Origin of the sequence: Pyxidicoccus trucidator (assembly GCF_010894435.1) — a bacterium.
GTDB classification, from domain to species: Bacteria; Myxococcota; Myxococcia; order Myxococcales; family Myxococcaceae; genus Myxococcus; species Myxococcus trucidator.
Genome location: NZ_JAAIXZ010000015.1, coordinates 269,612 through 295,308, shown reverse-complemented (window position 1 = coordinate 295,308; position 25,697 = coordinate 269,612). Strand labels below are relative to the sequence as shown.

Here is a 25,697-nt window from a genome sequence, read left to right as displayed (position 1 = left end):
GGAAGCCTCGGTCGAGACCGTGGGTGCGGCCGGCATCTAAGCACGGCGGCTCCAGGGGCGCACCGGTCGCGGCTCCGCCCTGGACAGTGGGTGTTGCGCGTGCGGCTCAGCCTCCACAGCGCGAGCAGCCATCCCGGGTGCTGGAGCACTGCTCCCGGCCCTGGGCACACCGGGGGGGCAGGTCATCCCGGTCCGGATTCCGGTCCACCAGCGAGCACAGCTCCTCCGCCACCGCGCAGGTCCGTGTCGCCACGTCGCACTGGTCCGCGCAGGAAAGGTCGTCCTGCCCCACGCGCGCATTCAGCTCTTCCAGCCGCGCCGAGGCCGAGTCGATGGCAGCGTCGTCATCCCCGGCGACCCGGGTGTCCACGTTCTTCGCGCAGCCGGCCAGCACGAGGCCAGCCAGGAGCATCAGCAGGGCAGGGGAGGATGCACGCATGCCCACCCCATATGCGCCTCCGCGCCGTCTCGTCCAGTCAGCAGGGGCCGGCGCCCCGGTGTGCTCGTGGCGGGTGTGTGGCGCCGGGACGCGGTGCTCCCTCTCGCCCCGCGCTTCAGCGCTCCGGGGGGAAGGTGTGGCGCCGGGACGCGGTGCTCCCTCTCGCCCCGCGCTTCGGCGCTTCGGGGAGAATCCGGCACCCCCGCGGACAGCCCCTGCCTCGGGGGCTTATCGCTGGCCCGGCCTGGCGGGAATGGGCGGGCGCGGGCGGCGGGGGGGCTCGTCCGGCCTCGACAGGTACAGGTACGCCGTCAGCGCGAGCAGCGCGGCCACCGCGAGCCGTCGCAGCCAGTCCTCCCGGCGCCGATGCGGTGACGCCGCGTCCTCTCTCGCCGCCGCGTCCATTCCCGCCGCCACCTCGGGCCCCTCGGCCCGCAGCCGCCGGCAGGCCTCCGCCACGGGCACAAGCGCCATGGGAAGCCTCGCGTCCTCCCGGGACAGGGCCTCCGTCAGCATCCTCGCCCACGCGGCCTCCTCCTCCCCGCCGGCCGGCTCTCGCACGGATAGCCCTACGTGCCGGGCCAGGGCCACGCTCGCGCGCAGCAGCAGCAGCGAGAAGGCCTCCGTCGACACCCCGTAGAACGCCGCGCAGGCCTCCAGGGTGCGCCCCTCCACCAGCCGGCGGAGGAGCAGCGCCGAGGGGCGGGGCTCCATCCCTCGCAGGGCCGCGATGAGGACCGGGGAGGACAGGCGGGAGGCGTCGGGCTCGGGAGACGTCACGGGCGCGCCATCCTCTCCCATCCGCCAGCCGTTTTCTTGAGGCTCGTACCCACACCCCTACACTCCCCTCCATGTTGCGACCTGTTGCGCTCGTCCTCCTGCTGCTCGCTCCCCTGCGCGCGCTCGCCGTGGAGACCCTCCGCATCGCCATCGAGGATGCCGGAGGCGAGGTGCGGGTCAGCGGCCGCGGGCTCGCCCTGGGCACCGACACCGAGGACGCCACCTTCGTCCCCATCGCCTCGGACCAGGCCACCATCCGCCGCCGGGGCTCGAAGCTGGAGGTCAATGGCGCTCCCGTCGTCGGCGACTCCGTGCGCTTCCGCGCCGGTGCCAGTGCCGCCAGCGACTCGGGCGTCCCGGGCGACGAGCCGCTCAAGGCCGGCGGCGCCCAGGTGCGCGGTGACGTGGTGGTGCGGACGTACCGGGACGGGCTCCAGCTCATCAACGTCATCTCCCTGGAGGACTACCTCGCCGCGGTGCTCGGCAGCGAGATGCCCGTGTCCTTCCCGCCCGAGGCCCTCAAGGCCCAGGCCATCGCCGCGCGCACCTACGCCCTCCAGAAGAAGCTGGAGGCGTACAGCAACGCCTTCCACCTGGGCAGCAGCGTGCTCCACCAGGTGTATGGCGGCGTCAATCGCGAGGACCCGCGCACCCGAGCCGCCGTGGAGGCCACTCGAGGCCAGGTGCTCACCTACGAGCTGGCCCCCATCGAGGCCTACTTCCACTCCTCCTGTGGAGGCCGCACCGAGTCCGGCCAGGACGCCCTCCAGCGGGACTTGCCCTACCTCCAGCCCGTCGACTGCCCCTGCGGCAAGCTGCCCGCCAGCCGCTGGAAGGCCTCCATCTCCGACTCGGAGGTGAAGTCGGCGCTGCACCACCCCGCCCAGGGGCTGCGGGTCTCCGGCCGCACGCCCACCCGCCGGGTGACGCGCGTCATCCTGGGCGATGGTGCCTCGATGGGCGGGGTGGAGCTCCGCCGCCGGCTTGGCTACACGCGCCTCAAGAGTCTGGACTTCGAAGTGGAGCGTACCGGCCACGGTTATGTGTTCTCCGGACGCGGCTATGGCCACGGGGCCGGTCTCTGCCAGTGGGGCGCCAAGGCGCTCGCGGACAAGGACTGGGACTACCGGGAGATTCTCTCCCACTACTACCCCGGGGCGGAGCTGCAGCAGCTCTACTGACGTCCCCGTCGTCGACGCGCTTTCCGCGGCGTCACGGGGGCTGCTACAAGCGCCAACCCCGTGTCGTCCCGCCTCTCTGACTACGACTTCGAGCTTCCCGAGTCCCAGATCGCCCAGGCCCCCCTGGCCGAGCGGGACGCCTCGCGCCTGATGACCGTGAACCGGTCCACCGGCGCGTGTGCCCACCGCCGCTTCACGGACCTGCCGGAGCTGCTGAGGGAGGGTGACCTCCTCGTCCTCAACGACGCCCGCGTCATCCCCGCGCGCCTGCTGGGCCAGAAGGCCGGCACCGGAGGCCGCGTGGAGCTGCTGGTGGTGCGCCCCGCCGCCTCCACGCTCACCTCGGCCGCGCTCGGTGGCGCGCCCGAGTCCATCGAGTGGATCTGCCTGGGCCAGGCCTCCAAGGGGCTCAAGCCCGCGCAGCGCCTGACGTTCGCCGGAGGGCTCGAGGCCGAGGTGCTGGAAGCACTTGGCGGAGGGGAGTACCGCGTGCGCTTCCACGCGACGTCCGGCACCTCGCTGGCCTCGCTGCTGGATGAGGCCGGGCGCCTGCCGCTGCCGCCCTACATCACCCGCGAGCCCGATGCCGCCGACGCCGAGCGCTACCAGACGGTGTACGCGCGCGCCTCGGGAGCCGTGGCCGCCCCCACCGCGGGCCTGCACTTCACGCAAGGCCTCTTCGCTGCGCTGGAGGCGCGGGGCGTGCGCCGCGCCCTGGTGACGCTGGACGTGGGGCCCGGCACCTTCCTGCCGGTACGCGAGGAGGAGCTGGACCGGCACCACATGCACCCGGAGCGCTACACCGTGCCCGAGGCCACCGCGCGCGAGGTGAACGCCGCGCGTGCCGAGGGCCGGCGCGTGGTGGCGGTGGGCACCACGGTGGTGCGCACGCTGGAGTCCGCCACGGACCCCCAGACGGGCCGGCTGCGCGAGGGCCCCGGTGAGACGACGCTCTTCATCCGCCCCGGCTTCACCTTCCGCCAGGTGGACGTGCTGCTCACCAACTTCCACCTCCCGCGCTCGACGCTGGTGGTGCTGGTGAGCGCGCTGCTGGGCCGCGAGCGCACCCTGGCGGCCTACGCGGAGGCGGTGCGCGAGGGCTACCGGTTCTTCAGTTACGGCGACGCCATGCTGGTGTCGGAGTGAGCACCATGGACGAGCAGCAGGCAGGGCAGCGCGGTGAGAAGGGCGACACGCGGGTGGCACCGGGACTGGTGCGCTTCGAGCTGCTCCACGAGGACACGGGCACCAAGGCGCGGCGCGGCCGGCTGCACACGCCGCACGGGCCCGTGGAGACTCCCATCTTCATGCCCGTGGGCACCGTGGGCAGCGTCAAGGGCGTGGGGCCGGATGACCTCGTCACACTCGACGCGCAGATCATCCTCGGCAACACGTACCACCTGATGCTCCGCCCCGGCGAGGCGCTGGTGGGGGAGCTGGGCGGCCTGCACCGCTTCGTCTCCTGGAACCGGCCCATGCTCACCGACAGCGGCGGCTTCCAGGTCTTCAGCCTCTCCGAGAAGCGCAAAATCACGGAGGAGGGCGCCGCCTTCCAGTCGCACCTGGACGGCGCGCGGCACTTCCTGACGCCCGAGCGCTCCATCGACATCCAGGAGACGCTGGGCGCCGACGTCATCATGGCCTTCGACGAGTGCCCGCCCTCCACCGAGGACCGCAAGTACCTGGAGAACTCCCTGGCGCGCACCACGCGCTGGCTGCACCGGTGCGTGAAGGCCTGGAGCCGCGAGCGCTCGTCCCTCTTCGGCATCGTCCAGGGTGGCCTCCACGAGGACCTGCGCAAGCGCCACGCGGAAGAGGTGTGCGCGGTGGACCTGCCGGGCTACGCGCTGGGGGGCTACTCGGTGGGCGAGGCCCCCGAGGCCATGCATGCCGGTGTGGCGTACTCGGCGCCGCTGCTGCCCCGCGACAAGCCCCGCTACCTCATGGGGGTGGGTACCCCCGTGGACCTGGTCACCTGCGTGGAGCAGGGCGTGGACATGTTCGACTGTGTGCTCCCCACCCGTTGTGCGCGCAACGGCCTGCTCTTCACCTCGGAGGGTAAGCTCGTCATCCGCAATGCGGCCTACGCGAAGGACCCCCGGCCGGTGGACCCTGCGTGCACCTGCTACACCTGCCGCAACTTCAGCAGGGCCTACCTCCGCCACCTCTTCGCCGCCGGAGAGATTCTGGCCATGCGCCTCAACACGATTCACAACCTCCACTACTTCCTGGGGTTGATGGCAGAAGTCCGGCGCGCGGTGTCGGAAGACCGGTTCGCCACCTTTGCCCGGGAGTTCCGGGAGCGCTCCCGGGCCCAAGAGAACGAGCGGACCCGTGGCCGGTGAGCGGCCGGAGGGATTGCCGGGCTTCCCGCGTTCACTTGCTCACATGGGCCCCCCTTGCTAAGAGGGCCCCCTTTCGGATGGGTTCCTCGGCCAGTGTGGGGGGCCGCCCATTTCAAGCCTTCCTCAACCGACGAGGCAGTCTGTGGCTGAGAGCTTTCTGATTCTGGCGCAGGCCGGGGGCAGCGGTAACCCGCTGGGCACCCTTGGCTTCCTGGTCGTCCTCGTGGCGATCATGTACTTCATCATGATCCGCCCGCAGCAGAAGCAGATGAAGGAGCACCGGGCGCTGCTCGGGGCTCTGAAGAAGGGCGACGAGGTCGTCACCTCGGGCGGGCTGCTCGGGAAGATCCACCTGGTCGATGAGCGGACCGTGACGCTGGAAGTAGCCAGCGGCGTGCGCATCCGCGTGCTCAAGACCGCCGTCAGCGCCAAGGGCGCCGTGGCGGAAGGCGCGCCGGTGGTGGCGGCCGAAGAGAAGAAGAAGGAGGAGAAGTAATGAACCGCGGCTGGTGGTGGAAGTTCGGACTCATTGTCGCGGTGACGCTGGGGACCCTCTGGTTCCTCATCCCGACCTATTACTCGCTCGTTGTCGTGGAGCGCGATCAGCGCAACAACCTGGCCCTGCTCGAAGAGCGGATGCCGGTGTGGGCGCCCCCCGCGAAGTACCGCCTCAATCTGGGGCTGGACCTTCAGGGCGGCATCCACATGGTGATGCGCGTCGACACCAAGACGGCGCTCCAGAAGCGCACCGAGCGCCGCGGTCAGCAGATCGCCTCCTACGTCAATGACAAGAAGATTGGCGAGGTGACCGCGGATACGGATCCGGAGAAGCTCCAGCTCACCCTGACGGCCAAGGACCCGGCGACGATGGACGCCATCGAGAAGGAGGTCCTGGCCACCTTCACGGACTTCAAGCGCGTCAACCGCGAAGGCGGGACGCTGGTGCTGGAGCCGGACGAGGGCCAGACGAACTTCTTCCGCGAGGACGCGGTGAACCAGGCGATGCTCGTCATCCGCCGCCGCATCGACAAGTGGGGCGTGGCCGAGGTCGACGTGCGCAAGCTGGGCACCGACTCCATCCAGATCTCCCTGCCGGGCCGCAGCAACCCGGAGCAGGCCAAGGAGCTGGTGGGCACCACCGCGCAGCTCGAGTTCCGGATGGTGGACGACACCAACCCGCAGTTCTTCGCGCAGATGCTCCAGGCCAACCCGCCGCCCCAGGGCAGCAACATCACCCTGACGGAGGAGGGCGGCTTCCCGCAGCTCGAGTCCCCCTCGCGCGAGGCGTTGCTGACCTACACGAAGGACAGGACGCCGGACAACCGCCAGGTGCTCACCGAGTGCATTGCCAGCCCGGTGAGGAAGAACGAGTGCGCCACCTACCGCAGCTTCCTGGTGGAGCAGAACGTGCCGCTGACGGGCGAGAGCCTGGCCGGCGCGGACGCGTCGCTCAGCCAGCTCAACGAGCCCGAGGTGAACCTGTCGTTCGACCCCGCCGGTGCGCGGGAGTTCGAGAAGCTGACCGAGGCGGGCGTGGGCCGGCGCATGGCCATCGTCCTGGACGACAACGTCCACATGGCGCCCAACATCAACGAGAAGATTGGCGGCGGCCGGGCCCGCATCACCATGGGCCGCATGGGCGCGCGCACCTTCGAGGAGTGGCTGGGCGAGGCGCAGACGATGGCGCTGGTGCTGAAGGCGGGCGCGCTGCCGGCGCCGGTGACGGTCGGCGAAATCCGTCAGGTGGGCGCCAGCCTGGGTGACGAGCTCATCCGCAAGGGCGGCATGGCCGCGCTGCTGGGCATGAGCCTGGTGCTGCTGTTCATGGCCATCTACTACAAGCGCGCGGGCATCATCGCGAACATCGCGCTGGTCCTCAACGGCCTGCTCATCCTGGCGGGGCTGGCGTTCTTCAACGCCACGCTGACGCTGCCGGGCATCGCCGGCTTCGTGCTGACGCTGGGCGTGGCGGTGGATGCGAACGTGCTCATCAACGAGCGCATCCGCGAGGAGCTCGGCAACGGCAAGAGCGCCCGGGCCGCGGTGGACCAGGGCTATGACCGCGCGTTCTGGACCATCTTCGACGCGCACGTCACGGCGCTCATCGCCGCCTTCATCCTGTTCTTCACGGGCACCGGTCCGGTGCGGGGCTTCGCCACCACGCTCATCGTCGGCCTGCTGGCCTCGCTGTTCACGTCCATCGTCGTGACGCGAACCATCATGACCTACTTCGTCCACGGTCGTAACGCGCAGCGGGTGTCGGTCTAACCGGCCGGGCACGGGAACGAACTGCCATGCAGATTCTCAAGAACAAGACGAACATCGACTTCATCGGCAAGCGCAAGCCGGCCGTGTTCCTGTCCACCATCGTCAACCTGGCCATCATCATCGGCATCGCCGCGTTCGGGTTCAACCTGGGCGTGGACTTCGCCGGCGGCACGGTGGTGGAGCTGAAGTACGACCACCCCATCACCGCCGAGGAGGTCCGTCAGCGCGCCCAGAAGGGCGGCCTCGAGGACGTCAGCGTGCAGAACATCGGCAGCAAGGACGAGAACTCGTTCCTGCTGCGCATGGGCGGCGTCACGCAGCTCAACGAGAAGAACGCGGCCAACGCCAAGACGGCGATTGAAGCCCTGGGCACCGTGCGCAACGTCTATGCGGACCTGGCCAACGGCATCATCAACTTCCGCTCGGCCAACGCGCTGACCGCCGACGCCATCAAGAAGGCCGTCGAGGGCAGCGGCACCGGCGTGCAGGAGGTCCGCGAGCTGGGTGAGTCCCAGAGCGGCGGCTTCGACTACCAGGTGGTCGCCAGCGGCATGGCCGACAAGGTGACCCAGGCGCTGGGCCAGGGCCTGGAGAAGCCGGACTTCGAGCAGCGCCGCGTGGACTACGTGGGTCCGCAGGTGGGCAAGCAGCTGCGCAACCGCGGCATCATGGCGCTGCTGTACTCCATGGTGGCCATCCTCATCTACGTGGCGTTCCGCTTCGACTTCAAGTTCGGTCCGGGCGCGCTGCTGGCCATGGTGCACGACGTCGTCATGGTGGCGGGCTACTACCTGGTGACCCGGCGCGAGTTCAACCTCACGTCGATTGCCGCGCTGCTGACCGTCGTCGGCTACTCGGTGAACGACACCATCGTCATCTATGACCGCATCCGCGAGGACATGGCCAAGTTCAAGGGCAAGCCCTTCGCCGAGGTCATCAACATCGCCATCAACGACACGGTGGGCCGCACCATCCTCACGTCCCTCACCACGGCGCTGTCGCTCGTGGGCCTGCTCATCTTCGGCGTGGGCGAGATCTTCGACTTCGCCGCCGCGATGCTCGTCGGCATCTTCGTGGGCGTGTACTCGACCATCTACATCGCCAGCCCGCTGACCATCTGGCTGGACGAGCGCGCCGCGGCGAAGGAAGCCCGCCAGGGTGGCGGCATCGACCAGCACCCGAAGACGGCGTAGTCCGCACCCCACCAGCCCCGGCTGACACCGGCCGGGGCGGTGACACGACGAGGGCCCTCCTCCCACGCGGGAGGCAGGGCCCTCGGTGTTTTGCGGGCCTTCAGTGCCGGGGCGTCAGAAGCGGGCGCCCAGCGTGAAGGAGGCGTCCAGCAGGCCGCCGTCGTCATCGTCCGTGAAGGACTCGTTGACCCAGTCCTCGTTCAGGAGGACGCGGTACGTGGTGCGGAAGCCCGCGGTGAGCCCGCCGCTGTTGAACTCGACGCCGGCCGCCAGGGGGACTTCCTGCATCGTGTCCGAGTCGTAGAGGTCCGCCCCCGCGTTGCCCCGCACGTCCACGTAGGACATGCCCAGGCCCGCGCCCACGAAGGGGCGGACGGCCGTGAGGAAGGGCAGGGAGACCTTGAGGAGCCCGCTGCCGCCCTGCCGCACGAGCGACGGCCCCTCCAGCAGGCGGACGTCGTCCACGCTGTTCTGCGAGCCCTCGTACCCGAGTTCGAAGCCGATGAAGGTGGTGGGCTGTACGTTGAGCGTGAGGCCCCAGGCGGGCCCGGTGCTGGTCAAATCCCCCAGCCCGCCGGTGTAGTCGCCCACGCCGCCTCGCAGGAACACATTCACGTCTCCCCGCTTGCCCTCCTTGCGCTCCTGCGCCGCGGCGGTGCTCGCGCCCGCGAATGTCAGGGCGAGCGCAGCCGCCATGAGGCCTCTTGGAACCATGCCGTCCTCCTGTCAGGTGGTGTGCGGTTCAAGCTGTGCACCGGTCGCCCGCGAGTCTGCCGGGAGCAGTCGGGCCAGCAAGCGCACGCCTGAACGCTTGTGCAGGAGGGGAAAGGTCGTTCCCAAGGTTGACCTTCCCTCGTCAGACGTCTGAGGTACTGTCTGCTTGTCAAGAAATCGTCCCGGCTCACCTCCCTGTTAGGGAGGCCCGAGGAGGAGCGACAAGCGTGCGGTGGTTGCTGCCAGATGTGGTCGAGGAGGAGGTGGCGTCCCTGGCGGGGGAGCTGTCGCTGCACCCGCTCGCGGCGAGGGTGCTGCTGCACCGCGGCTACCGCACCCCGGAGTCCGCTTCCGCGTTCCTGTCCGACAAGCTGGCGGACCTGCCGGACCCGTTCCGGATGAAGGGGATGCCGGCCGCGGTGGAGCGCCTGACGCGGGCGCTGCGCTCGAAGGAGAAGGTCACCCTCTACGGGGACTACGACGTGGATGGGGTGTGCTCCACCTCGCTGCTCTACCTGTTCCTCAAGGAGCTGGGCGCCCCACCGGCCACGTACATTCCCCACCGCCTGGATGAGGGCTACGGACTCAACCTGGCCGCGGTGGAGCGCATCGCCGCGGACGGCACGCGGGTGCTGGTGACGCTCGACTGCGGCATCACCTCCGTGGCGGAAATCACGCGCGCGAAGGAGCTGGGGCTGGACGTGGTGGTGGTGGACCACCACACGGTGCCGCCCACGCTGCCCCCGGCGGTGGCGGTGCTCAACCCGCACCAGCCCGGCTGCGAGTACCCCACCAAGGCGCTGTGCGCCGCGGGTGTGGCCTTCAACTTCTGCATGGGCATTCGCAAGCGGCTGCGCGACGAAGGCTTCTTCGCCACCCGCAAGGAGCCCAACCTCCGCTCGATGATGGACCTGGTGGCCATGGCCACCGTGGCGGACGTGGTGCCCCTCACCGGCGCCAACCGCATCCTCGTGTCCCACGGCCTCCAGGAACTCAGCGCCGGCCGCCGTCCGGGCGTGCGCGCCCTGAAGGAAGCGGCGGGCATGGACCCCGACACCGTCGTCACCGCCGGCCAGGTGGGCTTCCGCCTGGGGCCCCGCATCAACGCCGCGGGCCGGCTGCATGACGCGTCGCTGGGCCTGCAGCTGCTCTGCACGGAGTCGCCGGAGACGGCGCGCTCGCTGGCGACGATGCTGGACCGCGCCAACGCGGAGCGCCAGGGCATCGAGAGCAGCATCCTCACGCAGGCGCTGGCGCAGGCCGAGTCCCGCAAGGACTCGCGCGGCTTCGTCCTCTACGACGAGGGCTGGCACCCGGGCGTCATCGGAATCGTCGCCTCGCGCGTGGTGGAGCGCTACCACCGGCCCACCGTCATGGTGGGGGTGAAGGACGGGGTGGGGAAGGGCTCGGCGCGCAGCATCGAGGCCTTCCACCTCTTCGACGCGCTCAGCGGCTGCTCGGAGCTGATGACGCGCTTTGGAGGCCACAAGCACGCCGCCGGCCTCACCATCGACGCGGAGCGGCTGCCGGCCTTCCGCGAGGCCTTCGAGAAGATTGCCTACCAGCGCCTCACGCCGGAGGACCTCATCCCGCGGTGCCGGGTGGACGCGGTGGTGAGCCCTCGCGAGCTGGACGCCCATGCGGTGGAGTCACTCCAGCGCCTGGGGCCCTTCGGCCAGGGCAACCCGGAGCCGGTGCTGGTGCTGCGCAGCCAGGTGGCCCGCCCGCGCGTGCTGCAGCCCAAGTCGGGCACCGGCCGCGGCCACCTCAAGCTGGCGCTGGCGGACGCTCCGGAGCTGGACGCCATCGGCTTCAACATGGCGGACCGCGTGACGCTGGTGGAGGGGCCGGTGGACCTGGCCTTCCAGGCCGGCTTCGACACCTTCCGGGGCCAGCGCAAGCTGTCGCTGCGCCTCAAGGACCTTCGCAGGGCGGCGTAGGCGTGGTTCCGGGGCCGCTGTCGGCCCCGGGCCCTACGAAATCCCCCAGCGCACCCGGCCTGGCGTCAGCAGCGCGCCGACGCGGGCCAGCTCGTTGAGCCGGAAGCGCTCCGCCTGCCGCTCGAAGGCGTGACGGCACCGCTCCGAGCAGAAGAAGTACCGGCGCTTCTTGTACTCCGCCGTGGGCCGGCCCTCCGGTGTGCCCAATTCTTTCCCACACACGGGATCCCAGTGCTGTCCCTGTCCCTGCTGCACGCTCTTCATTCACGCCTCCCCGACCCCAGGGAGCTCGCGCCCCCACCCGGAGAGATGAATAAGCACGGGACGTGCCAGTGCCCAACTCCTTGGACTGCCAAGGAGTCGGGGGCAGGCAGGGGTGGGAAGGGTGAAGAAACTTCCGCCGCCGCACCCTGGCTTCGAGCAGGGCGCGGCGGGCGGAGTGTTCTTCAGAAGGCGGTGCCGAGGCTGCCGCCGAGGAAGAAGTCGTTCATGTAGCCGCGGCGGAAGCCCAGCGCCTCCACGCGGAAGGCGAGGCGGAGGTTGCCGGAGCCGATGCGGGGGCGGCCGCGGAAGCCCACGCCGTACTGGAGCAGGGGCTTGAGGCCATTCACCTTCGTCACGTCCGCGTCCACGGTGATGGAGGTGGCCTGGTAGGCCACGCCGCCACCGGCCTGGGCGAAGAAGCCGAAGTCGGACTTGCCCAGCTTCAGCTCATAGGCCGGGGCGATGGTGAAGTAGTGGAGGCGGGTGTCGCCGCTGATGAAGTTGGTGCCGTCGCTGACGCTGCCGTACGTCCAGCGCAGGTCCGCCCAGAGCGCCTCGCGCAGGGGCTCGCTGTCGAGGATGCGGCCGTACTCCCAGGTGGCGCGCACGCCGAGCCCCAGGCGCGTGTCGAACGTCTCACCGCGCGAGCTGTCCAGCAGCAGGGCGCCGCTGATGAACTCGATGGCCACGCCCAGGTTCGGGTCGTCCAGACGGGAGAGCGTCTTGAAGTCGCCGTCCTCGCCCTCCTGCTCGGCGGCTTCGCGGAAGTCGTCCGTCTGGTCGACGTTCTTCCTGCGGCGCTCCTCATAGTCGTCTTGTTCGTTGGTGCGGGCGGGTTCTTCGTCCGGGTAGGCGTAGGGGTCGTCTTCGTCCTGCGCGAGCGCGGGCGTGGAGAGTGCGAGGCCACCCAGGAGGCAGCGTACGAGCCAGGTCTTCACGGGGTGGGTCCTCATCCTTCAGTGGTCAGCGTCGGGCAGGTGGTCCCCGGCAGCGAGCTGGGCGGGCACAGGTTGGGGTTCGGCGTTCCCACGAGCTCGTCTCGCGGAATCTGGAGGTGGTCCATCAGCTCGTTGCAGACGGCCTCCTTCAGCTTCGGGTCGGTGACGTGGGTGATGATGGCGCCCGCGGCCACGGCCAGGGTGAACTTGCCCTGCTCATTGAGGTACTGCTCGGACAGCTGCCGAAGGCCGGGCGTCTGGGGATTCGTGTCGCTGTAGGCGGCGACGACGGCGCGCATGAGCACCTCGCGCTGTCCCGCGTTCTGGCCGGCCTGGTACAGCGCCGTCGCCAGCAGGGTGCCCACCGTGTACTCCTTGCCACTGAACTCGCCCAGGCCCTGGTTGTTCAGCTGGGTGCGCAGGTTGTCCGTCATGCAGCGGCTGGTGTTGGACAAGTCCCGGGCGGTGGCGATGTCGTCGTACGGGTCGTCGTGGAAGGACGTGTTGAAGAAGCGCGGATCACACCCGGTGGTGGTCCGGCAGGTGGTGCCGTACGCGTGGTAGTCGGCCAGGCCCTCGTCGAAGGACTTGAGGATGTTGGCGCCCGGGCTGGGGGTGGAGGTCGACCAGAGGCTCAGCGTCTGGGGGAACGCCTGGCCGTTGTAGACCTTCAGGTTGTAGACGCGGTGCGAGTACTCGTGCGCGATGATGCCGGCGTTGATGGCCAGCGGGGCGCGCTGGAGCTGGTCGAACGGCAGCACCAGGAACGACTCCATCACCGAGAAGTAGAGCGCGTTGTCGCGCTGCGGGTCCTTGTCCACGTCGGCGAGGACGAACTCGGGGAAGTAGTACGTGGTGACGGGCTTCTTGAAGTCCGCCGAGGGGATGTTGCCCACCGTCTGGAAGTAGTCGAAGGCGCGCTCGAGGCCGTGGTACGCCGTCACCATGTTCCAGGTGTGGAAGTCCGCCGGCCAGAGCACGCCGTCCTGCTCGATGTAGCTGGCCTTGACGTCATGGCCCTTCTCCTTGAGCAGGGCGTTGGCGAAGGCCTCGGGCGTGGTGGCGGTGGCGAGGTCCTGGTCCTCGGAGTCGAGGACGATGCGGGCCCCGCCCCGGAAGTCGGCCACCGAGCCATTGAGGCTGATGATGTCGGAGACCGTCTTGAGTTCGACTTCCTGGGGGACGTATTCGCCGTTGCTGTTGAGCACCAGCGCGCTGACCTTGACGGGGGCACCCGTGTCGGGCGCACAGCCGACGGCCAGGCCCAGCGCGGCGGTGGCGGTGGCGGTAATGACTGTTCGGAGCATGACGCCGTTTTACTCCGGACCGGTCAGAACGTGTATTCCCCCCCGACCGTCATGAGCCCGGAACGGACCCGGGAGGGCTCCCCGGCGTCGGCCTCGCCCTCCAGGGGCTCGCGCCGGTCCTCCTGCAATGCCACCGCGGCCCACACCCGCGCCGACCCGCCCAGACGCACCGTCCAGCGGGTGGCCAGCACGTGGGACAGGCCCTCGCCGGCCACGTACCGCGTGAAGGCGTAGGAGAGCTGCCCCCGGACGACGCGGCCGGGGCGCCAGGTGAGGGAGGGCTTGAAGTCGAAGCGCGAGGGGGCGGTGGGGATGCCGGTGGTGGCGTTGAGGTCCGACACCCGCCGCGCCACCCCGGTGCCCAGGTCCCGGTTGACGCGCGTGCGCAGGCCCAGCATGGCTCGGCGGGCCTCCAGGGCCGTCTCGAAGCGGCGCGCCAGCTCCGCCGTCTCCTCGTCGGTGAACTGGCCGGCGGTGAGCGGGTCCTGGCTGTAGAGGGTGAGGCCGGCGCGCAGGCCCACCTCCCAGCGCGTCCCCAGCAGCAGCCGGCCGCCCAGGGAGGGCCGGGCCACCCAGAGCAGGTCCTCGCGGACGAATCGCAGGGTGGCCCCCGTCCGGGTGAGGACGCCGACTTCGCGACTCAGCGGGTAGCGGGTGAAGGAGAGGCTGGTGTCCAGGCCGTACTCGACGTCGGAGAAGCCCGCCGAGTCCCAGGCCGCCGACAGGAGGAGCGCCTGGCTGGCGTAGCCGGTACGGGCATCCACGGCGGGCAGGGAGAGCCTCGGCCGCTCGGGGGACAGCGGGGTGAGCGTGCTCTTGGGCAGCCCCAGGCTCGCCGTGGCGGACACCAGCCAGTGCGTCCCCAGCAGGTGGTCCACGCCGAGGGACAGCTGGTGCGTGGGCGCGGTGCCGGCCTCGGGCCGGGCGGCGGTGTAGCCCAGCGTGAGGAAGGTGGTGTCCTCGCGCAGCTCCACGTCGCCCAGGAAGCTCCAGGCGCGGTAGCCCCGGCCGGCGCTGGCCTCGACGGAGGCGGTGACGTCTCCGGGCTCGGCGAGCGCGGGGCGGGCGGCGAGCGCGGACGCCACGAGCGCCAGCAGGGCGAGGCTCCGCCCGGGCCGGAAGGAGGCCTGGGCGGCGACGCTGGATTCCCCCTGCATGGGCACTGCAACCCGCGGGCGCTCCCGAAGTTGCGGGCCGGTCGGCCGAGCCAGGGAAGCGTCAGGAATCGCCCGAAAATCCGACCGTTTGAGAGGAGTCAGGCCTGCGCGGATTCCTTGACGCATCGTTTCCACGATCCGTATGGTGCCGCGCTTTCCCATCCTTCGAACCCAGCAGGCGGTCTTGTCCATGGCGGTCCCGTTCATCACCGAGGTCAAGCGTACCCACAATTGCGGTCAGCTCACCGCGACCAACGTCGGCGAGGAGGTCGTCCTCTTCGGCTGGGTGCACAACCGTCGAGACCACGGCGGCGCGGTCTTCATCGACCTGCGAGACCGTGAGGGGCTCACCCAGGTGGTGTTCGAGCCCGACGCCGCCGAGGCCCACGGGCTGGCCGGCAGCCTGCGCCTGGAGTTCTGCATCGGCGTGCGCGGCAAGGTGGTGTCGCGCGGGAAGAACGTGAATCCGAAGATGAAGACGGGTGAAATCGAGGTCAAGGCGACCGACCTCACCATCTTCAACCGCTCGGAGCCGACGCCGTTCCCCATCGAGGACAACATCGACACCTCGGAGGAGAAGCGGCTGGCGCACCGCTACCTGGACCTGCGCCGCGCGCCGCTGCAGAAGTCGCTGATGACGCGCTCGAAGATGAACGCGCTGACGCGCTCGTACATGGTGTCCAACGGCTTCCTGGAGCTGGAGACGCCGTTCATGGGCAAGTACACGCCCGGCGGCGCGCGCAACTTCCTCGTCCCGAGCCGCATGAACGCGGGCAAGTTCTACGCGCTCGCGGAGAGCCCGCAGCTCTACAAGCAGCTGTTCATGGTGGCCGGCTTCGACCGGTACTTCCAGATCGTCAAGTGCTTCCGCGACGAGGACCTGCGCGTCGACCGGCAGCCGGAGTTCACCCAGATCGACGTGGAGATGAGCTTCGTCACGCAGGACGACATCTTCACCATCATCGAGGGACTGGTGAAGACGCTGTGGGGCGAGGTGCTCGGCATCGACGTCCCCACGCCCTTCATGCGCATGGACTTCTACGAGTCCATGGCGAAGTACGGCAACGACAAGCCGGACCTGCGCTTCGGGCTGGAGCACGTGGTGCTCACCGACCTCATCCGCGAGCACGGCGAGGCGGGCGGGGTGCCGATGATGTTCGAGGCGGTGCAGAACAAGGGCATCGTCAAGGCGATGGTCATCCCCGCGGACAAGGCGATGAGCCGCGCGGAGAGCGACAAGTTGGAGGAGTTCGCGAAGCAGGCGGGCGCGAAGGGCCTGGCCCGCGCGAAGGTGGCCGAGGGCGGTGAGTGGACGCAGTCGCCGCTGTCGAAGACGATTACCCCCGCGCTGCGGCAGGCCATCAACGCGGCCGTGGGCGCGAAGACGGGCGACCTCATCCTGTTCCAGTTCGGGAAGGAGGCCCTGGTGCACACGGTGATGGCGAACCTGCGCGTGCACGTGGCGAAGAAGCTGGGCCTGATTCCCGAGTACGGCAGCGGCGGCAACTGGAAGTTCCTGTGGGTGGTGAACCCGCCGCTGTTCGAGTTCGACGAGGAGACGAACACCTGGGCGGCGGCGCACCACGCCTTCACGCGGCCGCACGACGGCGACGTGGATTTCCTGCTCACGGATCCGGGCCGGGTGAAGTGCCACCGCTACGACGTGGTGCTCAACGGCTTCGAGATTGGCGGCGGCTCCATCCGCCTGCATGACCCGAAGGTGCAGGCGCAGGTGTTCAAGGCGCTGGGCATCTCCGACGAGGAAGCGCAGACGAAGTTCGGCTTCCTGCTGGACGCGCTGAAGTTCGGCGCGCCGCCGCACGGTGGCATCGCCCTGGGCATGGACCGGCTCGCCTTCCTGCTGACCAACGCCGAGTCCCTGCGCGACGTGATTCCGTTCCCGAAGACGAAGACGGGCACGGACCAGATGACGGGCGCCCCCGGCGAGGTGGACGACCGGCAGCTCCGCGAGCTGCACGTGCGGCCCGTTCCTCCGCCGCAGAAGTAGCGGACTCACGGAAGCCGGGCGCGCGCTCGGCTTCCACGGAGGCAGGCGCGGTATGCGCCACCCTTCCGTGGGTACGGGCGCGGGGATGGCCCCGTGCCCTGGCTTCAGACGATGGAGGCGAGTGGCTCCGGCCCGCCTTCCAGCGTCTCCCGCAGTCGCCTGAGGCCCTTCTCCAGCGAGGCGCGGGTGCGCGGTGCTCCCAGGCACACGCGCACCGCGGCCGGCGCGGTGGCAGGGCCCACGGTGAACAGCTCGGCGGGCGTGACGGAGACGCCGCGCCGCCGGGCCTGCGCGGTGAAGGACTCCGCTCGCCAGCCGGCGGGCAGCTTCAGCCACAGGTGGTACGTGGCGCGCGGCGCTTTCGGCAGGACGTCCCCGAGCACCTCGCGCGCCAGCTCCAGCCGCTCCTGGGCTTCACGGCGACGGCGGACCACCAGCTCGTCCGCGGTGCCGTCATGGACCCAGCGTGCCGCAACTTCTGCCAGCAGGGGCGGCGTCATCCGCACGGCCAGGCCCGCTTCCTCCGCGAGTCGCTCCGTGCCCATGCCCAGCGGCGCCGCGAGGTAGCCGATGCGCAGCCCCGGCGCGAGCAGCTTGGACACTCCTCCGATGAACCAGCCGGACTCCGGCACCAGCGTGCACAGCGGGGGAGGGCGCTTGTCGAGCAGCAGCCCGTAGGCGTCGTCCTCCACCACGGTGAGCCCATGCTTGCGCACCACGGCGGCGATGCGGCGGCGGCGCTCCTCGGGCATCACCGCGCCGGTGGGGTTCTGGAGGTTGGGCAGACAGAAGAGGACCTTCGCGCCGCCACGGCACGCGGCCTCCAGCGCGTCCGGCTTGAGGCCCTGCTCGTCCATGGCCACGCCGTGGAGGCTCAGGTGGAGCCGGTTCGCGAGCACCTTCAGGCCCGGGTAGGTGAGGGCCTCGCACAGCACCGTGTCACCCGGGCGTGTGAGCGCGGTGAGGGCCACCTCCATGGCGTGCTGCCCGCCCGAGCACACCACCACCTGCCGAGGCTCCACCTCCAGGCCGAAGCGGGACAGCCACGCCGCGCCGGCCTCGCGGTGCGCGAGCAGCCCCGCGTGGGGCTGGTAGTCGAGCAGCTCGGACAGGCGAGGGGAGCGCTGCAGGGCCTCCAGCGTCTTCCGCAGCGCGGTGCCCGCCGGGTCTCCCGGAGGCGTGGCCGGCCAGTTGAGGCCCAGCTCCACGAGGGTGTCGTCTCCCGTGTCCGGCGCGGGGGCCGGGAGGTGACGAGGCGTGTCCCGGTGCCGCACGAAGGTGCCCCGGCCCACCTCGCCGCCGATGAGGCCCCGGCGCTCGGCCTCCGCGTAGGCGCGTGTCACCGTGCCCACCGTGACGCCGACCTTCTCCGCCAGCTCGCGGTGGGTGGGCAGGCGCGTGCCCGGCGCGAGGCGCCCTTCGTCGATGTCAGCGGCCAGTGCCTCCGCGATGACCCGGTACAGCGGGCCGTCCCGGCCCCGGAGCTGCGGCGTCCAGCTTGTCATGGTGACAATTCATACGGTTGACGCCGGCCCGCGCGCAATGCATCCATTGTGTTGATTCTTGCCGGGGATTGTATCGGTACAATTCGAGCGAGGTGGGGCCTGGCTCCGCCTCGCCAGGGAGAGGTGCACGCCATGCAGCTGACCATCGTCGATGCCTTCACGCAGACCCCGGGGGCCGGCAATCGCGCTGGCGTGGTGCTGGACGCAGCCGGGCTGGACGGCGAGGCCATGCAGCGCATCGCGGCCGTGGTGGGGGCGTCCGAGACGGCGTTCCTGCTGTCACCTCCGGGCGAGGGCCCGGTGCGCCTGCGCTACTTCGCGCCCTCGGAGGAGATTCCCTTCTGCGGCCATGCCACCGTGGCCACGTTCCACCTGCTGGTGGAGCGCGGCGTGCTGAAGGCTCCGGGCTCGTATCGGCTGGAGTGTGCGGCGGGCGTCCTGGACGTGGAACTGGAATCCCTGGGCGCGGGTGGGACTCGGGCGTGGATTGTCACGCCGAAGCAGCCGTGGGTGGAGAGCCCGGTGCCCCTGGAGACGCTGATGGGGCTGGTGGGTGGAAGGGTGGAGATGGTGGACCGCTCGCTGCCGGTGCTCCGCAACGGGCACCGGGTGGTGATTCCACTGCGGCGCCGTGAGGACGTGTGGGACCTGGCGCCGCGTCCCGGAGCGCTGGCGGAGGTGCTGCGGCCGCATGGGCTGAGCGGCGTGTACGTGTTCACTCGAGAGACGAAGGACGCCAGTAGCGTGGCGCACTCGCGCTACTTCGTGCCGGGGATTGGCGTGGCCGAGGACCCCGTCACGGGCTCCGCGGCCGGGCCGCTCGGGATGTACCTGGCGACGCGGGGACTGCTGGCGCTGCCCGCGGAAGGCGGCACGGTGCGGGCGCGAATCGAGCAGGGCGATGCCATTGGCAAGCCGGGGCGCATCGAGGTGGAGGTGACGGGCCGGGCGGGAGAGCCCGAGCGGGCGCGCATCGGCGGGGTGGCGGTGACGGTGCTGGAAGGCACGCTGCGCGCCTGAGCGACAGCGTGGAGCGCCCGGGACGTGCGGCTATTGGGAATCCGAAGCTGGCCACGATGTTCCGGGCCGCATGAGCGTGACTCGTTGGCTGTTGGCCGTGGGGTTCCTGGGGCTCGTGGCTTGCCGTACCGCGCAGCCGGAGGTGGCCTCGGAGTCGTCTCGAGCCGCCGCCGTTCCGTGCGAGCTCCCGGCCTCGCCCGCCGAGTTCGTTCCCCTGTCGGACAAGCCGTACCCGGGCGAATACAACGAGGTCTTCGACGTGCCTGACGCTCCGGCGTGGTGGGTGCCGGCGCCGCCAGATGCCGAGCGTGAGCGCTATCGCACGGCCCTGGCGGCACGACTCGGAGAGCCGGGGCTCGGTCATCGTGTGCTGCTGGAGCGTGTCCATGCCATCCACGAGGCCCTCACGGGCAGCCCGATGGGGCGGGAGGCGGAGAACACCTCGCGTGTGCTCGCGGGCACCGCTGGCTCGGTGGGGCCCAGCTCATGCCTGGAGTGGAGGCTCTTCCAGCATCAGGCCCGGCGCTTTCCGATGATTGAACGCCCCACCGAGTTCGGGGCGTACGTGCTGCGCGGCCATGAGCGGATTCGTGTCTACCTCTCGGGGGCGGATCGCGTTGGCGGTCGGCTGAGCCACGAAGTGCGAGACCGGGTGATGGCGGATGTCGCGAAGGGCTTCGCGCCCGTGGCTCATCTGCACAACCATCCGTTCATGTTCGACCGGACGCCGGGCGACCGCATGTGGACCACGCCGGAGACGGTGAACGACGTCGGCGGCGGGGTGGCTCCAAGCCTCACCGACGTGCAGGCGTTCCGCCAGATGCGAGAGAGCTTCGGGCTTCGGGGCGCGTGGGTAACGAACGGGCTCGAGACCGGTCGGTACACCTCGGAGGACTTCGACCGGCTCTCCGCCTGGGATTAGGAAGCATGTCAGGCCCCCGGGGTCCGGTGCCGTCCCCTGGGTGTGCTTCCGCGGGCACATCCACTGCTCCAGTCTCCCCCTACTCTGGAGGGGCGAGGACGGCGGTACTTCACCTGGCAGGGTGGGGCTGTAGCTGCATTGCTCGCGTGTATCTCTCAGGTGCGGAATGGATCTCTACGCGTACACCTACGTCGGCCCGGAGGAAATCCGTCGCGCTTCGGCCTCGCATCCCGCCGGCACGCCCATCGCTTCGAGGGACGATGCAGCGGCCTGGCTTCAGGCCTACCCCGACGCCCGTACCGAGGGCGCGACGTACGTCGTAGACCTCCAAGGACGGTTGAGGCTCGCGCCGCGACGGTCCGAGCACGTCGCCTGTTCCGGAGGTGTGGAGGTCCTGGCCGCCGGCGAGGTTCGCTTCCAGGGAGCAGGCGCTCGACTTGCGGTGGCGGAGGTGTCGAACCAGTCCACGGGTTACTGCCCGGACACCTCGTGCTGGGACGCAGTGGTCCTGGCCATTCGCGGCGCGGGCCTGGAGCCGCCCCGCGCCTTCACACCGGAGGTTGTCTTCCGGCGCTGTACCCGGTGCGGTGAAATCAACCTGGTGAAGGAGGGTTGGTTCGTCTGTGTGTTCTGTGATGCCGACCTGCCCGCTGCCTGGAACATCGCCCCCCGGCGCATGGTCCATGTCTCCGGGAACGGATAGTCGCCGGGCTCCGCTCTTCCGGAGGTGCTCGCATGCTCCAGTCGACCTATCCGGCAACAAGCCTTCGCGCAGCGCAGGTCCGTTACTTCCGCTTCGGATAGCGCGCGTTGAAGCCCGTCCGCACCGCCGCGAGTGCCACCGCGTCTCCGGCGGCCCGGGTCTGGTCCTCCGAGGGCCCCACCCAGGACTCGAACGCGCCCAGCGTGTGTCTCATCGCCTTCCGCACCTCGTGGTTGGCGGGCACGCCCCTCGCCTGGAGCAGCCAGTCCACCGCGTCGTAGGCATAGGTGTACCAGGCGTCTTCCGTCGAGGTGGCCTCCACGGTGATTTCGATGGCGCGCACCACCGCGTCCGACAGGCCCAGCTGGCGGATGCCCTCATCCTCGTCATCGAGCAGCTCCGCCCCTCGATACGCGGCGTCGAGCGCGCTCAGCCAGCCATGGCCCTGTCCCAGCGCCTTCACGATGAGCTGGACGTTGTGCTCCACCCCCAGCTCCGGGACGGGCTTGTGGTTGAAGAAGGTGTGGCACCAGCAGTAGCCCGCGACCCTCTCGTTCCCGAGATACACCCCCGTCTCGTGGTACCAGGGGCCCAGGTTGGCATCGAGGATGGCCTCGACGCCTCCCCTCAATTCCTCACGGAGCGATTCCTCCAGCTTGCGCACTCGCTGCGGGATGCGCGGGTTCAGGTACTCCCGCAGCAGGGTGGCGATGCGCTCCGGTTGGTAGCTGTCGAGGCTGCGCTGGATGACCTCCCAGCCGGACTCCTCCCTCCGCTCCCTCTGCTTGCGTCTCATGAGTCCTCCTCGCACGGCGAAGGTCCGGAGATGCTCCGCGCCACGAGCCTGACGAACCGTCCATAGCGCTCCGCATCCCCGGGCGGTTTGGGCAGCAGCACCCACGGTGCCAGCGGTGGCGTGGGCAGCCTCGCGCGGCGCAGGCAGTACTCGAACCACAGCCGCGCCGCCCGGGCATTGCCGTCCGGGAACGGGTGGAAGAAGGCGAGGTCCAGGTACAGCCTCACCGCACATGCAACGGGATGACAGCCATCCGCCGCATCCGCCTCCACCTTCCGGGTGAACATCTCCTCCAGCTCAGGTGCGTACAGGTACCGGTGCGCCCCACCATGCGCGAAGGCCTCACCCGCGCGGAAGGCCACCTGCTTTCCAAGCACCTCCGCCTGCACCTCCGCGAGCCGCGCCCAGGTGAGGGGCGCTTGCGCGTCGGCCAGGACGCGGACCCGGGCCAGGGCGGACAGGAAGCGGGCCTCCCGGACGGCGTCCCCTCCGTGGGCCGGCGTGTCGTGCCCGGTGAGGTACGCCTCCATGGCCCGTGTCTCCTCGAAGGGGCGGGCGCTGGCGGCCTCCAGGTCGGCGCGCAGGTGCGGAAGGGCCCAGTCCACGGCGAGGGTGGCCTTCAGGTGCGGCACGAGTTTCTCGGTGGCTTCCAGGGTGGGGCTCCCTCTGGGAGTGCGTCCGTCCTCAGCATGGCACGGCCAAGGGTGGGCATGGACCCGGCGCGTCATGGACTGGCCACGGAGTGGAGTGCTGACGCGCAACCGCGTAAACAGGGGGGCTCAAGGGAGGGGCAGGTTCCGATGAAGACGTTCCTCGTGGTCAATCCGCGCAGCGCCAATGGGCAGACGGGAAAGCGCTGGGCGGAGATTGGCGCGCAGGTGGGCAAGGCTCTCGGTGACTTCGGACACGGGTTCACCCAGGGCGGCATGGACGCGGCGCGCATCGCCCGCCAGGCACTCGAGGAGGGCTACGAGTGCATCGTCGCGGTCGGCGGCGACGGCACCCTCAACGAGGTCACCAACGGCTTCTTCCGTGACGGCAAGCCCATCAACCCCAAGGCGGCGCTGGGCCTCATCCCTCGCGGCACCGGCGGCGACTTCCGGCGCACCTTCGGGTGGGAGCTGGACCTGGACTCGTCCCTCGCGCGCCTGCGCTCGGAGAAGACAGAGCCCTTCGACGTGGGCCGGCTCGACTTCGTCAACAACGAGGGCCAGCCGGAGACTCGCTACTTCGCCAACATCGCCTCGTTCGGCGTGAGCGGTCTGGTGGCTCGCGAGGTCAACAGCGGCAGCAAGGCGCTGGGCGGCAACTTCAGCTTCGTGTGGGGCACGCTGAAGGGGCTGGTGAAGTACTCCGAGAAGAAGGTGCGAATGTCCTTCGACGGTGGCCCGGAGGAGACGCTCGACATCACCACGGTGGCCGTGGCCAATGGCCGCTACTTCGGCAGCGGCATGTTCGTGGCGCCCGAGGCCGTCACCCATGACGGCTTCTTCGACGTCACCATCTGGTCCGGCTACGGGCTCAGCGACTTCGTCCTCAAGTCGAAGGGCGTCTACAACGGCGACCACGTCACCTGGAAGGGCACGCGCCGGCTGCGCTGCCGCACCCTGCGCGTCGAGCCCGTCGTGGAGGGCGAGGACGTGTTCCTCGACGTGGACGGTGAGACGCCCGGACGCCTCCCGTGCACCATGACCCTCGTCCCCGCCGCCATCCGCCTCAAGGTGTAGCGACGGGTCCGCAAGGGGGACCATTGACCTGCTGCGCGGGACCGGTTAGCGCCGTCCGGTCCCTCTTCCGCTCGAAAGGAGCGCAACATGAGCCGTCGATTTCTTCCCTCCCTGCTGCCGCTGCTGCTGGTGGCCTCCACCGCCGCGGCGCAGACTGCTCCCACCTCCATCACCTTCGATGGCTACTGGAACGAGACGCCGTCGGTGGAGCTGATCCCCGCGGGCGGCCAGGTGGTCGTCAACTACGACACCAGCCGCCTGCCGCAGTGCCGGGGCACCACCTCCACGGGCAACCCGACCTGGACCATCACCGGCCACGTCCAGGTGAACCGCGGTCCGGTGGTGAGCTTCTGGGTGGCCGGCCACGCGCCGGATGGCAATCCCTCCCAGCGCACCCTGCATCTCCCCGCGGGCTTGAGCGGCGCCCTGGTGATGTGGTTCGACATCTCGAGCCAGGGTTGCCAGGGTTGGGACTCCAACCTGGGGAGCAACTACCACTTCCCCATCGGCGCGCCGACCCTCTCCTTCAACTCGAACTGGGACGAGATGGTGGCAGGCACGCTGCGCGCCGGCCAGCAGTTCATCGTCAACTACGACGTGGCCCGCCTGCCCGAGTGCCGCGCGACGTACAACGGCCCGGCCTGGGTGATTGTCGCGCAGTACCGCTTCGACAACGGCCCCATCCAGGAGACGGTCGTTACCGGCAGCGGCACGTCCGTGGCGACGCCCATCACCGCTCCGGTCGGCGCCCGCCACCTGGAGATGTGGTTCCGCAACACGGACCGCAGTTCCTGCATGCGCTACGACAACAACTACGGCGCCAATTACCACTTCGACGTGCAGTGAGCCGCACCCGCTGATTCAGGACGCGGGACTCTCCCTCGGGAGTCCCACTGCGCGCAGGACGGCGTGCGGCTTGCGCTTCTACTCGCGCAGCCGGCAAGGCAGTGCGCCGGACAGCTTCGGCATGGCGTCGTCAGGACGCTCTGACTGACGTCGTGCCGGAGCTGTTGCCACAGTCGCTCCATGGACTGTGGTTGGGGCTATGGAGTGGCAGACGACTTCCCCCACGCGGACCTGCCCGAGAGCCTCACCCGCCGCGAGGTGGAGGTGCTCCGCCTCATCGCTCGGGGACTGAGCAACCGCGAGATTGCCCAGGCGCTCGGTACGGAGGGGGACTGTGAAGAATCAGACCTCCAGCATCCTCTCCAAGCTGGGCGTGAGGGACCGCACCCGCGCCGTCCTCCGGGCCATGGCGCCTAGCTGCCTGTAGACCGGACATACCACTTGGAGAGTGGGCCGGAAGTGAGGCAACCTCCTGCATCAGGTAGCGCCCGGCGTTATTCCAACCGGACGCAGGGCACCAGGTCCCGGTGCCCGCCGACCGCAGGAGTGATTGTCGATGCCCCAGCAACGAGAACCCTCCCAGCTCGACCTCTTCACGGGCGCTCCCGTGGAGGCACCGGCCCGTGGCCGCAAGGGAACCCAGCCGGTAGGGCCCGCCCCGATCTCCGAGCAGCTCGCCGCCCTGGGCCAGCACCTGCCCACGGGCACCTTCCTCGGGACGTCCTCGTGGACGTTCCCCGGGTGGTCCGGAATCCTCTGGGACCACGAGGCCCCTGCCTCGCAGCTCGCGCGCGAGGGCCTGGCCGCGTACGCGCACCACCCGGTGCTGCGCACGGTGGGCATCGACCGCACCTTCTACGCCCCCATCCCCGCCAGCGCCTTCGCCGAGTACGCGGAGCAGGTGCCGGACGGCTTCCGCTTCCTCGTGAAGGCGCACGAGGTCTGCACCATGGCCCGCTTCCCCCTGCACGAGCGCTACGGCGCTCACCGGGGACAGGCCAATGACCGGTTCCTCAACGCCGCGTATGCCGCCGAGTACGTGGTGGCCCCCTTCGTGGAGGGGCTCGGGGACAAGGCCGGGCCGCTCGTCTTCCAGTTCCCGCCCCAGGACCCGCAGGCGCTCGGCGGCCCCGCGCGCTTCGTGGAGCGGCTGCACGCCTTCTTCGCCGCGCTCCCCAAGGGCCCGCTGTACGCCGTGGAGGTCCGCAACGAGGGGTTGCTCACGGAGGGCTTCGCACAGGCCCTGGAGGACGTGGGGGCCAGCCCCGTGCTGGCAGTGTGGCGCGACATGCCTCCGGTGGCGCAGCAGGCGAAGCGCACCCGCGCCTTCGAGGCGGCGCGCGCGCTGGTGGTGCGGTGGATGCTGCCGCCGAACCTGGGCTACGAGGAGGCCCGCGCGCGCTACGCCCCCTTCGACAAGCTGGTGGATGAGGACGTGGGCACCCGCGACGTGCTGGCCCGGGTGTGCCTGGCGGCCGAGCGGCGCGGCAAGCCCGCCTTCGTTACCATCAACAACAAAGCCGAGGGCAGCGCCCCCCTGTCCGCCATCCGACTCGCGGAACGTATCGTCGCGCGCAAGACGGAGGAGGGCAGGCAGCAGGGCGTTTCCTCGTGAACGACGCTTGCCCCCAGGCACGGGGCTTG

General features: G+C 69.9%; 25 protein-coding genes. 15 read left to right on the top strand and 10 right to left on the bottom strand.

Annotated elements, in window-relative coordinates; all coding sequences use genetic code 11:
- Positions 1–106: 106 nt before the first annotated feature.
- Together G4D85_RS35090 and G4D85_RS35085 are read right to left on the bottom strand one after the other, a co-directional pair.
- Positions 107–439 carry a hypothetical protein gene (locus G4D85_RS35090; protein WP_240359674.1) on the bottom strand — a complete coding sequence of 111 codons (333 nt, stop codon included), beginning with the start codon at positions 437–439 and terminating at the stop codon, positions 107–109.
- 228 nt (positions 440–667) lie between these two features.
- Entirely contained in the window at positions 668–1,219 is a 552-nt protein-coding gene (locus G4D85_RS35085; RefSeq protein WP_240359673.1) for a hypothetical protein, read from the bottom strand.
- A gap of 71 nt (positions 1,220–1,290) precedes the next feature.
- On the opposite strand from G4D85_RS35085, the gene G4D85_RS35080 reads away from it, so the two are divergent.
- From G4D85_RS35080 to secF, 6 genes are all read left to right on the top strand, one after another.
- On the top strand, positions 1,291–2,400 hold the full coding sequence (locus G4D85_RS35080) for a SpoIID/LytB domain-containing protein (RefSeq protein WP_164018439.1): 1,110 nt from the start codon (positions 1,291–1,293) through the stop codon (positions 2,398–2,400).
- Between the two features lie 60 nt (positions 2,401–2,460).
- Entirely contained in the window at positions 2,461–3,546 is a 1,086-nt protein-coding gene (gene queA, locus G4D85_RS35075; protein ID WP_164018438.1) for a tRNA preQ1(34) S-adenosylmethionine ribosyltransferase-isomerase QueA, read from the top strand.
- 5 nt (positions 3,547–3,551) lie between these two features.
- Positions 3,552–4,745 (top strand): tRNA guanosine(34) transglycosylase Tgt, encoded by a 1,194-nt coding sequence (gene tgt, locus G4D85_RS35070; RefSeq protein ID WP_164018437.1) that lies wholly within the window; start codon positions 3,552–3,554, stop codon positions 4,743–4,745.
- 142 nt (positions 4,746–4,887) lie between these two features.
- Positions 4,888–5,241, top strand: coding sequence for a preprotein translocase subunit YajC (yajC, locus tag G4D85_RS35065; RefSeq protein WP_164018436.1), 354 nt, complete (start codon positions 4,888–4,890; stop codon positions 5,239–5,241).
- The gene (gene secD, locus G4D85_RS35060) at positions 5,241–7,013 is read left to right on the top strand and encodes a protein translocase subunit SecD (protein WP_164018435.1); all 1,773 of its coding nucleotides are present in this window, start codon (positions 5,241–5,243) and stop codon (positions 7,011–7,013) included. Before yajC ends, secD begins: the two co-directional genes overlap by 1 nt.
- 26 nt (positions 7,014–7,039) lie before the next feature.
- Positions 7,040–8,206 (top strand): protein translocase subunit SecF, encoded by a 1,167-nt coding sequence (gene secF, locus G4D85_RS35055; protein WP_164018434.1) that lies wholly within the window; start codon positions 7,040–7,042, stop codon positions 8,204–8,206.
- A 114-nt stretch (positions 8,207–8,320) separates the two neighbouring features.
- On the opposite strand, the gene G4D85_RS35050 is transcribed toward secF, so the two are convergent.
- Positions 8,321–8,920, bottom strand: a complete 600-nt coding sequence (locus tag G4D85_RS35050) for a porin family protein (RefSeq protein ID WP_164018433.1) — start codon at positions 8,918–8,920, stop codon at positions 8,321–8,323.
- A 227-nt stretch (positions 8,921–9,147) separates the two neighbouring features.
- On the opposite strand from G4D85_RS35050, the gene recJ reads away from it, so the two are divergent.
- Entirely contained in the window at positions 9,148–10,860 is a 1,713-nt protein-coding gene (gene recJ / locus G4D85_RS35045; RefSeq protein WP_164018432.1) for a single-stranded-DNA-specific exonuclease RecJ, read from the top strand.
- Positions 10,861–10,893: 33 nt separating this feature from the next.
- On the opposite strand, the gene G4D85_RS35040 is transcribed toward recJ, so the two are convergent.
- The 4 genes from G4D85_RS35040 to G4D85_RS35025 all read right to left on the bottom strand — a co-directional run bounded on the left by G4D85_RS35040 (position 10,894) and on the right by G4D85_RS35025 (position 14,526).
- Positions 10,894–11,124, bottom strand: a complete 231-nt coding sequence (locus G4D85_RS35040) for a YHS domain-containing protein (RefSeq protein WP_164018431.1) — start codon at positions 11,122–11,124, stop codon at positions 10,894–10,896.
- Positions 11,125–11,306: 182 nt separating this feature from the next.
- The gene (locus tag G4D85_RS35035) at positions 11,307–12,062 is read right to left on the bottom strand and encodes a hypothetical protein (protein ID WP_164018430.1); all 756 of its coding nucleotides are present in this window, start codon (positions 12,060–12,062) and stop codon (positions 11,307–11,309) included.
- An 11-nt stretch (positions 12,063–12,073) separates the two neighbouring features.
- Positions 12,074–13,369: a hypothetical protein gene (locus G4D85_RS35030; protein WP_164018429.1), complete on the bottom strand. Its 1,296-nt coding sequence runs from the start codon at positions 13,367–13,369 to the stop codon at positions 12,074–12,076.
- Between the two features lie 23 nt (positions 13,370–13,392).
- Entirely contained in the window at positions 13,393–14,526 is a 1,134-nt protein-coding gene (locus G4D85_RS35025; RefSeq protein ID WP_164018428.1) for a hypothetical protein, read from the bottom strand.
- Positions 14,527–14,716: 190 nt separating this feature from the next.
- Between G4D85_RS35025 and aspS the strand changes: the two genes are divergently transcribed.
- Positions 14,717–16,534 carry an aspartate--tRNA ligase gene (gene aspS / locus G4D85_RS35020; RefSeq protein WP_164018427.1) on the top strand — a complete coding sequence of 606 codons (1,818 nt, stop codon included), beginning with the start codon at positions 14,717–14,719 and terminating at the stop codon, positions 16,532–16,534.
- 104 nt (positions 16,535–16,638) lie between these two features.
- Here the strand turns inward: aspS and ehuR are convergent, their stop codons facing one another.
- A complete protein-coding gene (gene ehuR, locus G4D85_RS35015; RefSeq protein ID WP_164018426.1) occupies positions 16,639–18,039 on the bottom strand; it encodes a MocR-like ectoine utilization transcription factor EhuR in 1,401 nt (466 codons plus the stop codon).
- 132 nt (positions 18,040–18,171) lie between these two features.
- Between ehuR and G4D85_RS35010 the strand changes: the two genes are divergently transcribed.
- From G4D85_RS35010 to G4D85_RS35000, 3 genes are all read left to right on the top strand, one after another.
- Positions 18,172–19,059: a PhzF family phenazine biosynthesis protein gene (locus G4D85_RS35010; RefSeq protein WP_164018425.1), complete on the top strand. Its 888-nt coding sequence runs from the start codon at positions 18,172–18,174 to the stop codon at positions 19,057–19,059.
- 70 nt (positions 19,060–19,129) lie between these two features.
- On the top strand, positions 19,130–19,981 hold the full coding sequence (locus G4D85_RS35005) for a hypothetical protein (RefSeq protein ID WP_164018424.1): 852 nt from the start codon (positions 19,130–19,132) through the stop codon (positions 19,979–19,981).
- Positions 19,982–20,147: 166 nt separating this feature from the next.
- A complete protein-coding gene (locus G4D85_RS35000) occupies positions 20,148–20,684 on the top strand; it encodes a hypothetical protein (protein ID WP_164018423.1) in 537 nt (178 codons plus the stop codon).
- An 82-nt stretch (positions 20,685–20,766) separates the two neighbouring features.
- Here the strand turns inward: G4D85_RS35000 and G4D85_RS34995 are convergent, their stop codons facing one another.
- Both G4D85_RS34995 and G4D85_RS34990 read right to left on the bottom strand, forming a co-directional pair.
- Positions 20,767–21,480, bottom strand: a complete 714-nt coding sequence (locus G4D85_RS34995; RefSeq protein WP_164018422.1) for a hypothetical protein — start codon at positions 21,478–21,480, stop codon at positions 20,767–20,769.
- The gene (locus G4D85_RS34990) at positions 21,477–22,112 is read right to left on the bottom strand and encodes a Fic family protein (RefSeq protein WP_164018421.1); all 636 of its coding nucleotides are present in this window, start codon (positions 22,110–22,112) and stop codon (positions 21,477–21,479) included. Before G4D85_RS34990 ends, G4D85_RS34995 begins: the two co-directional genes overlap by 4 nt.
- Positions 22,113–22,280: 168 nt before the next feature.
- On the opposite strand from G4D85_RS34990, the gene G4D85_RS34985 reads away from it, so the two are divergent.
- The 4 genes from G4D85_RS34985 to G4D85_RS34970 all read left to right on the top strand — a co-directional run bounded on the left by G4D85_RS34985 (position 22,281) and on the right by G4D85_RS34970 (position 25,668).
- Complete coding sequence (locus G4D85_RS34985) at positions 22,281–23,207, top strand: diacylglycerol/lipid kinase family protein (RefSeq protein WP_164018420.1); 927 nt, start codon at positions 22,281–22,283, stop codon at positions 23,205–23,207.
- Between the two features lie 87 nt (positions 23,208–23,294).
- Positions 23,295–24,053 (top strand): DUF6209 family protein, encoded by a 759-nt coding sequence (locus tag G4D85_RS34980; RefSeq protein ID WP_164018419.1) that lies wholly within the window; start codon positions 23,295–23,297, stop codon positions 24,051–24,053.
- 204 nt (positions 24,054–24,257) lie between these two features.
- Positions 24,258–24,470, top strand: a complete 213-nt coding sequence (locus tag G4D85_RS34975) for a helix-turn-helix domain-containing protein (protein ID WP_240359672.1) — start codon at positions 24,258–24,260, stop codon at positions 24,468–24,470.
- 139 nt (positions 24,471–24,609) lie between these two features.
- Entirely contained in the window at positions 24,610–25,668 is a 1,059-nt protein-coding gene (locus G4D85_RS34970; protein ID WP_164018418.1) for a DUF72 domain-containing protein, read from the top strand.
- The last annotated feature ends 29 nt before the right edge of the window (positions 25,669–25,697 follow it).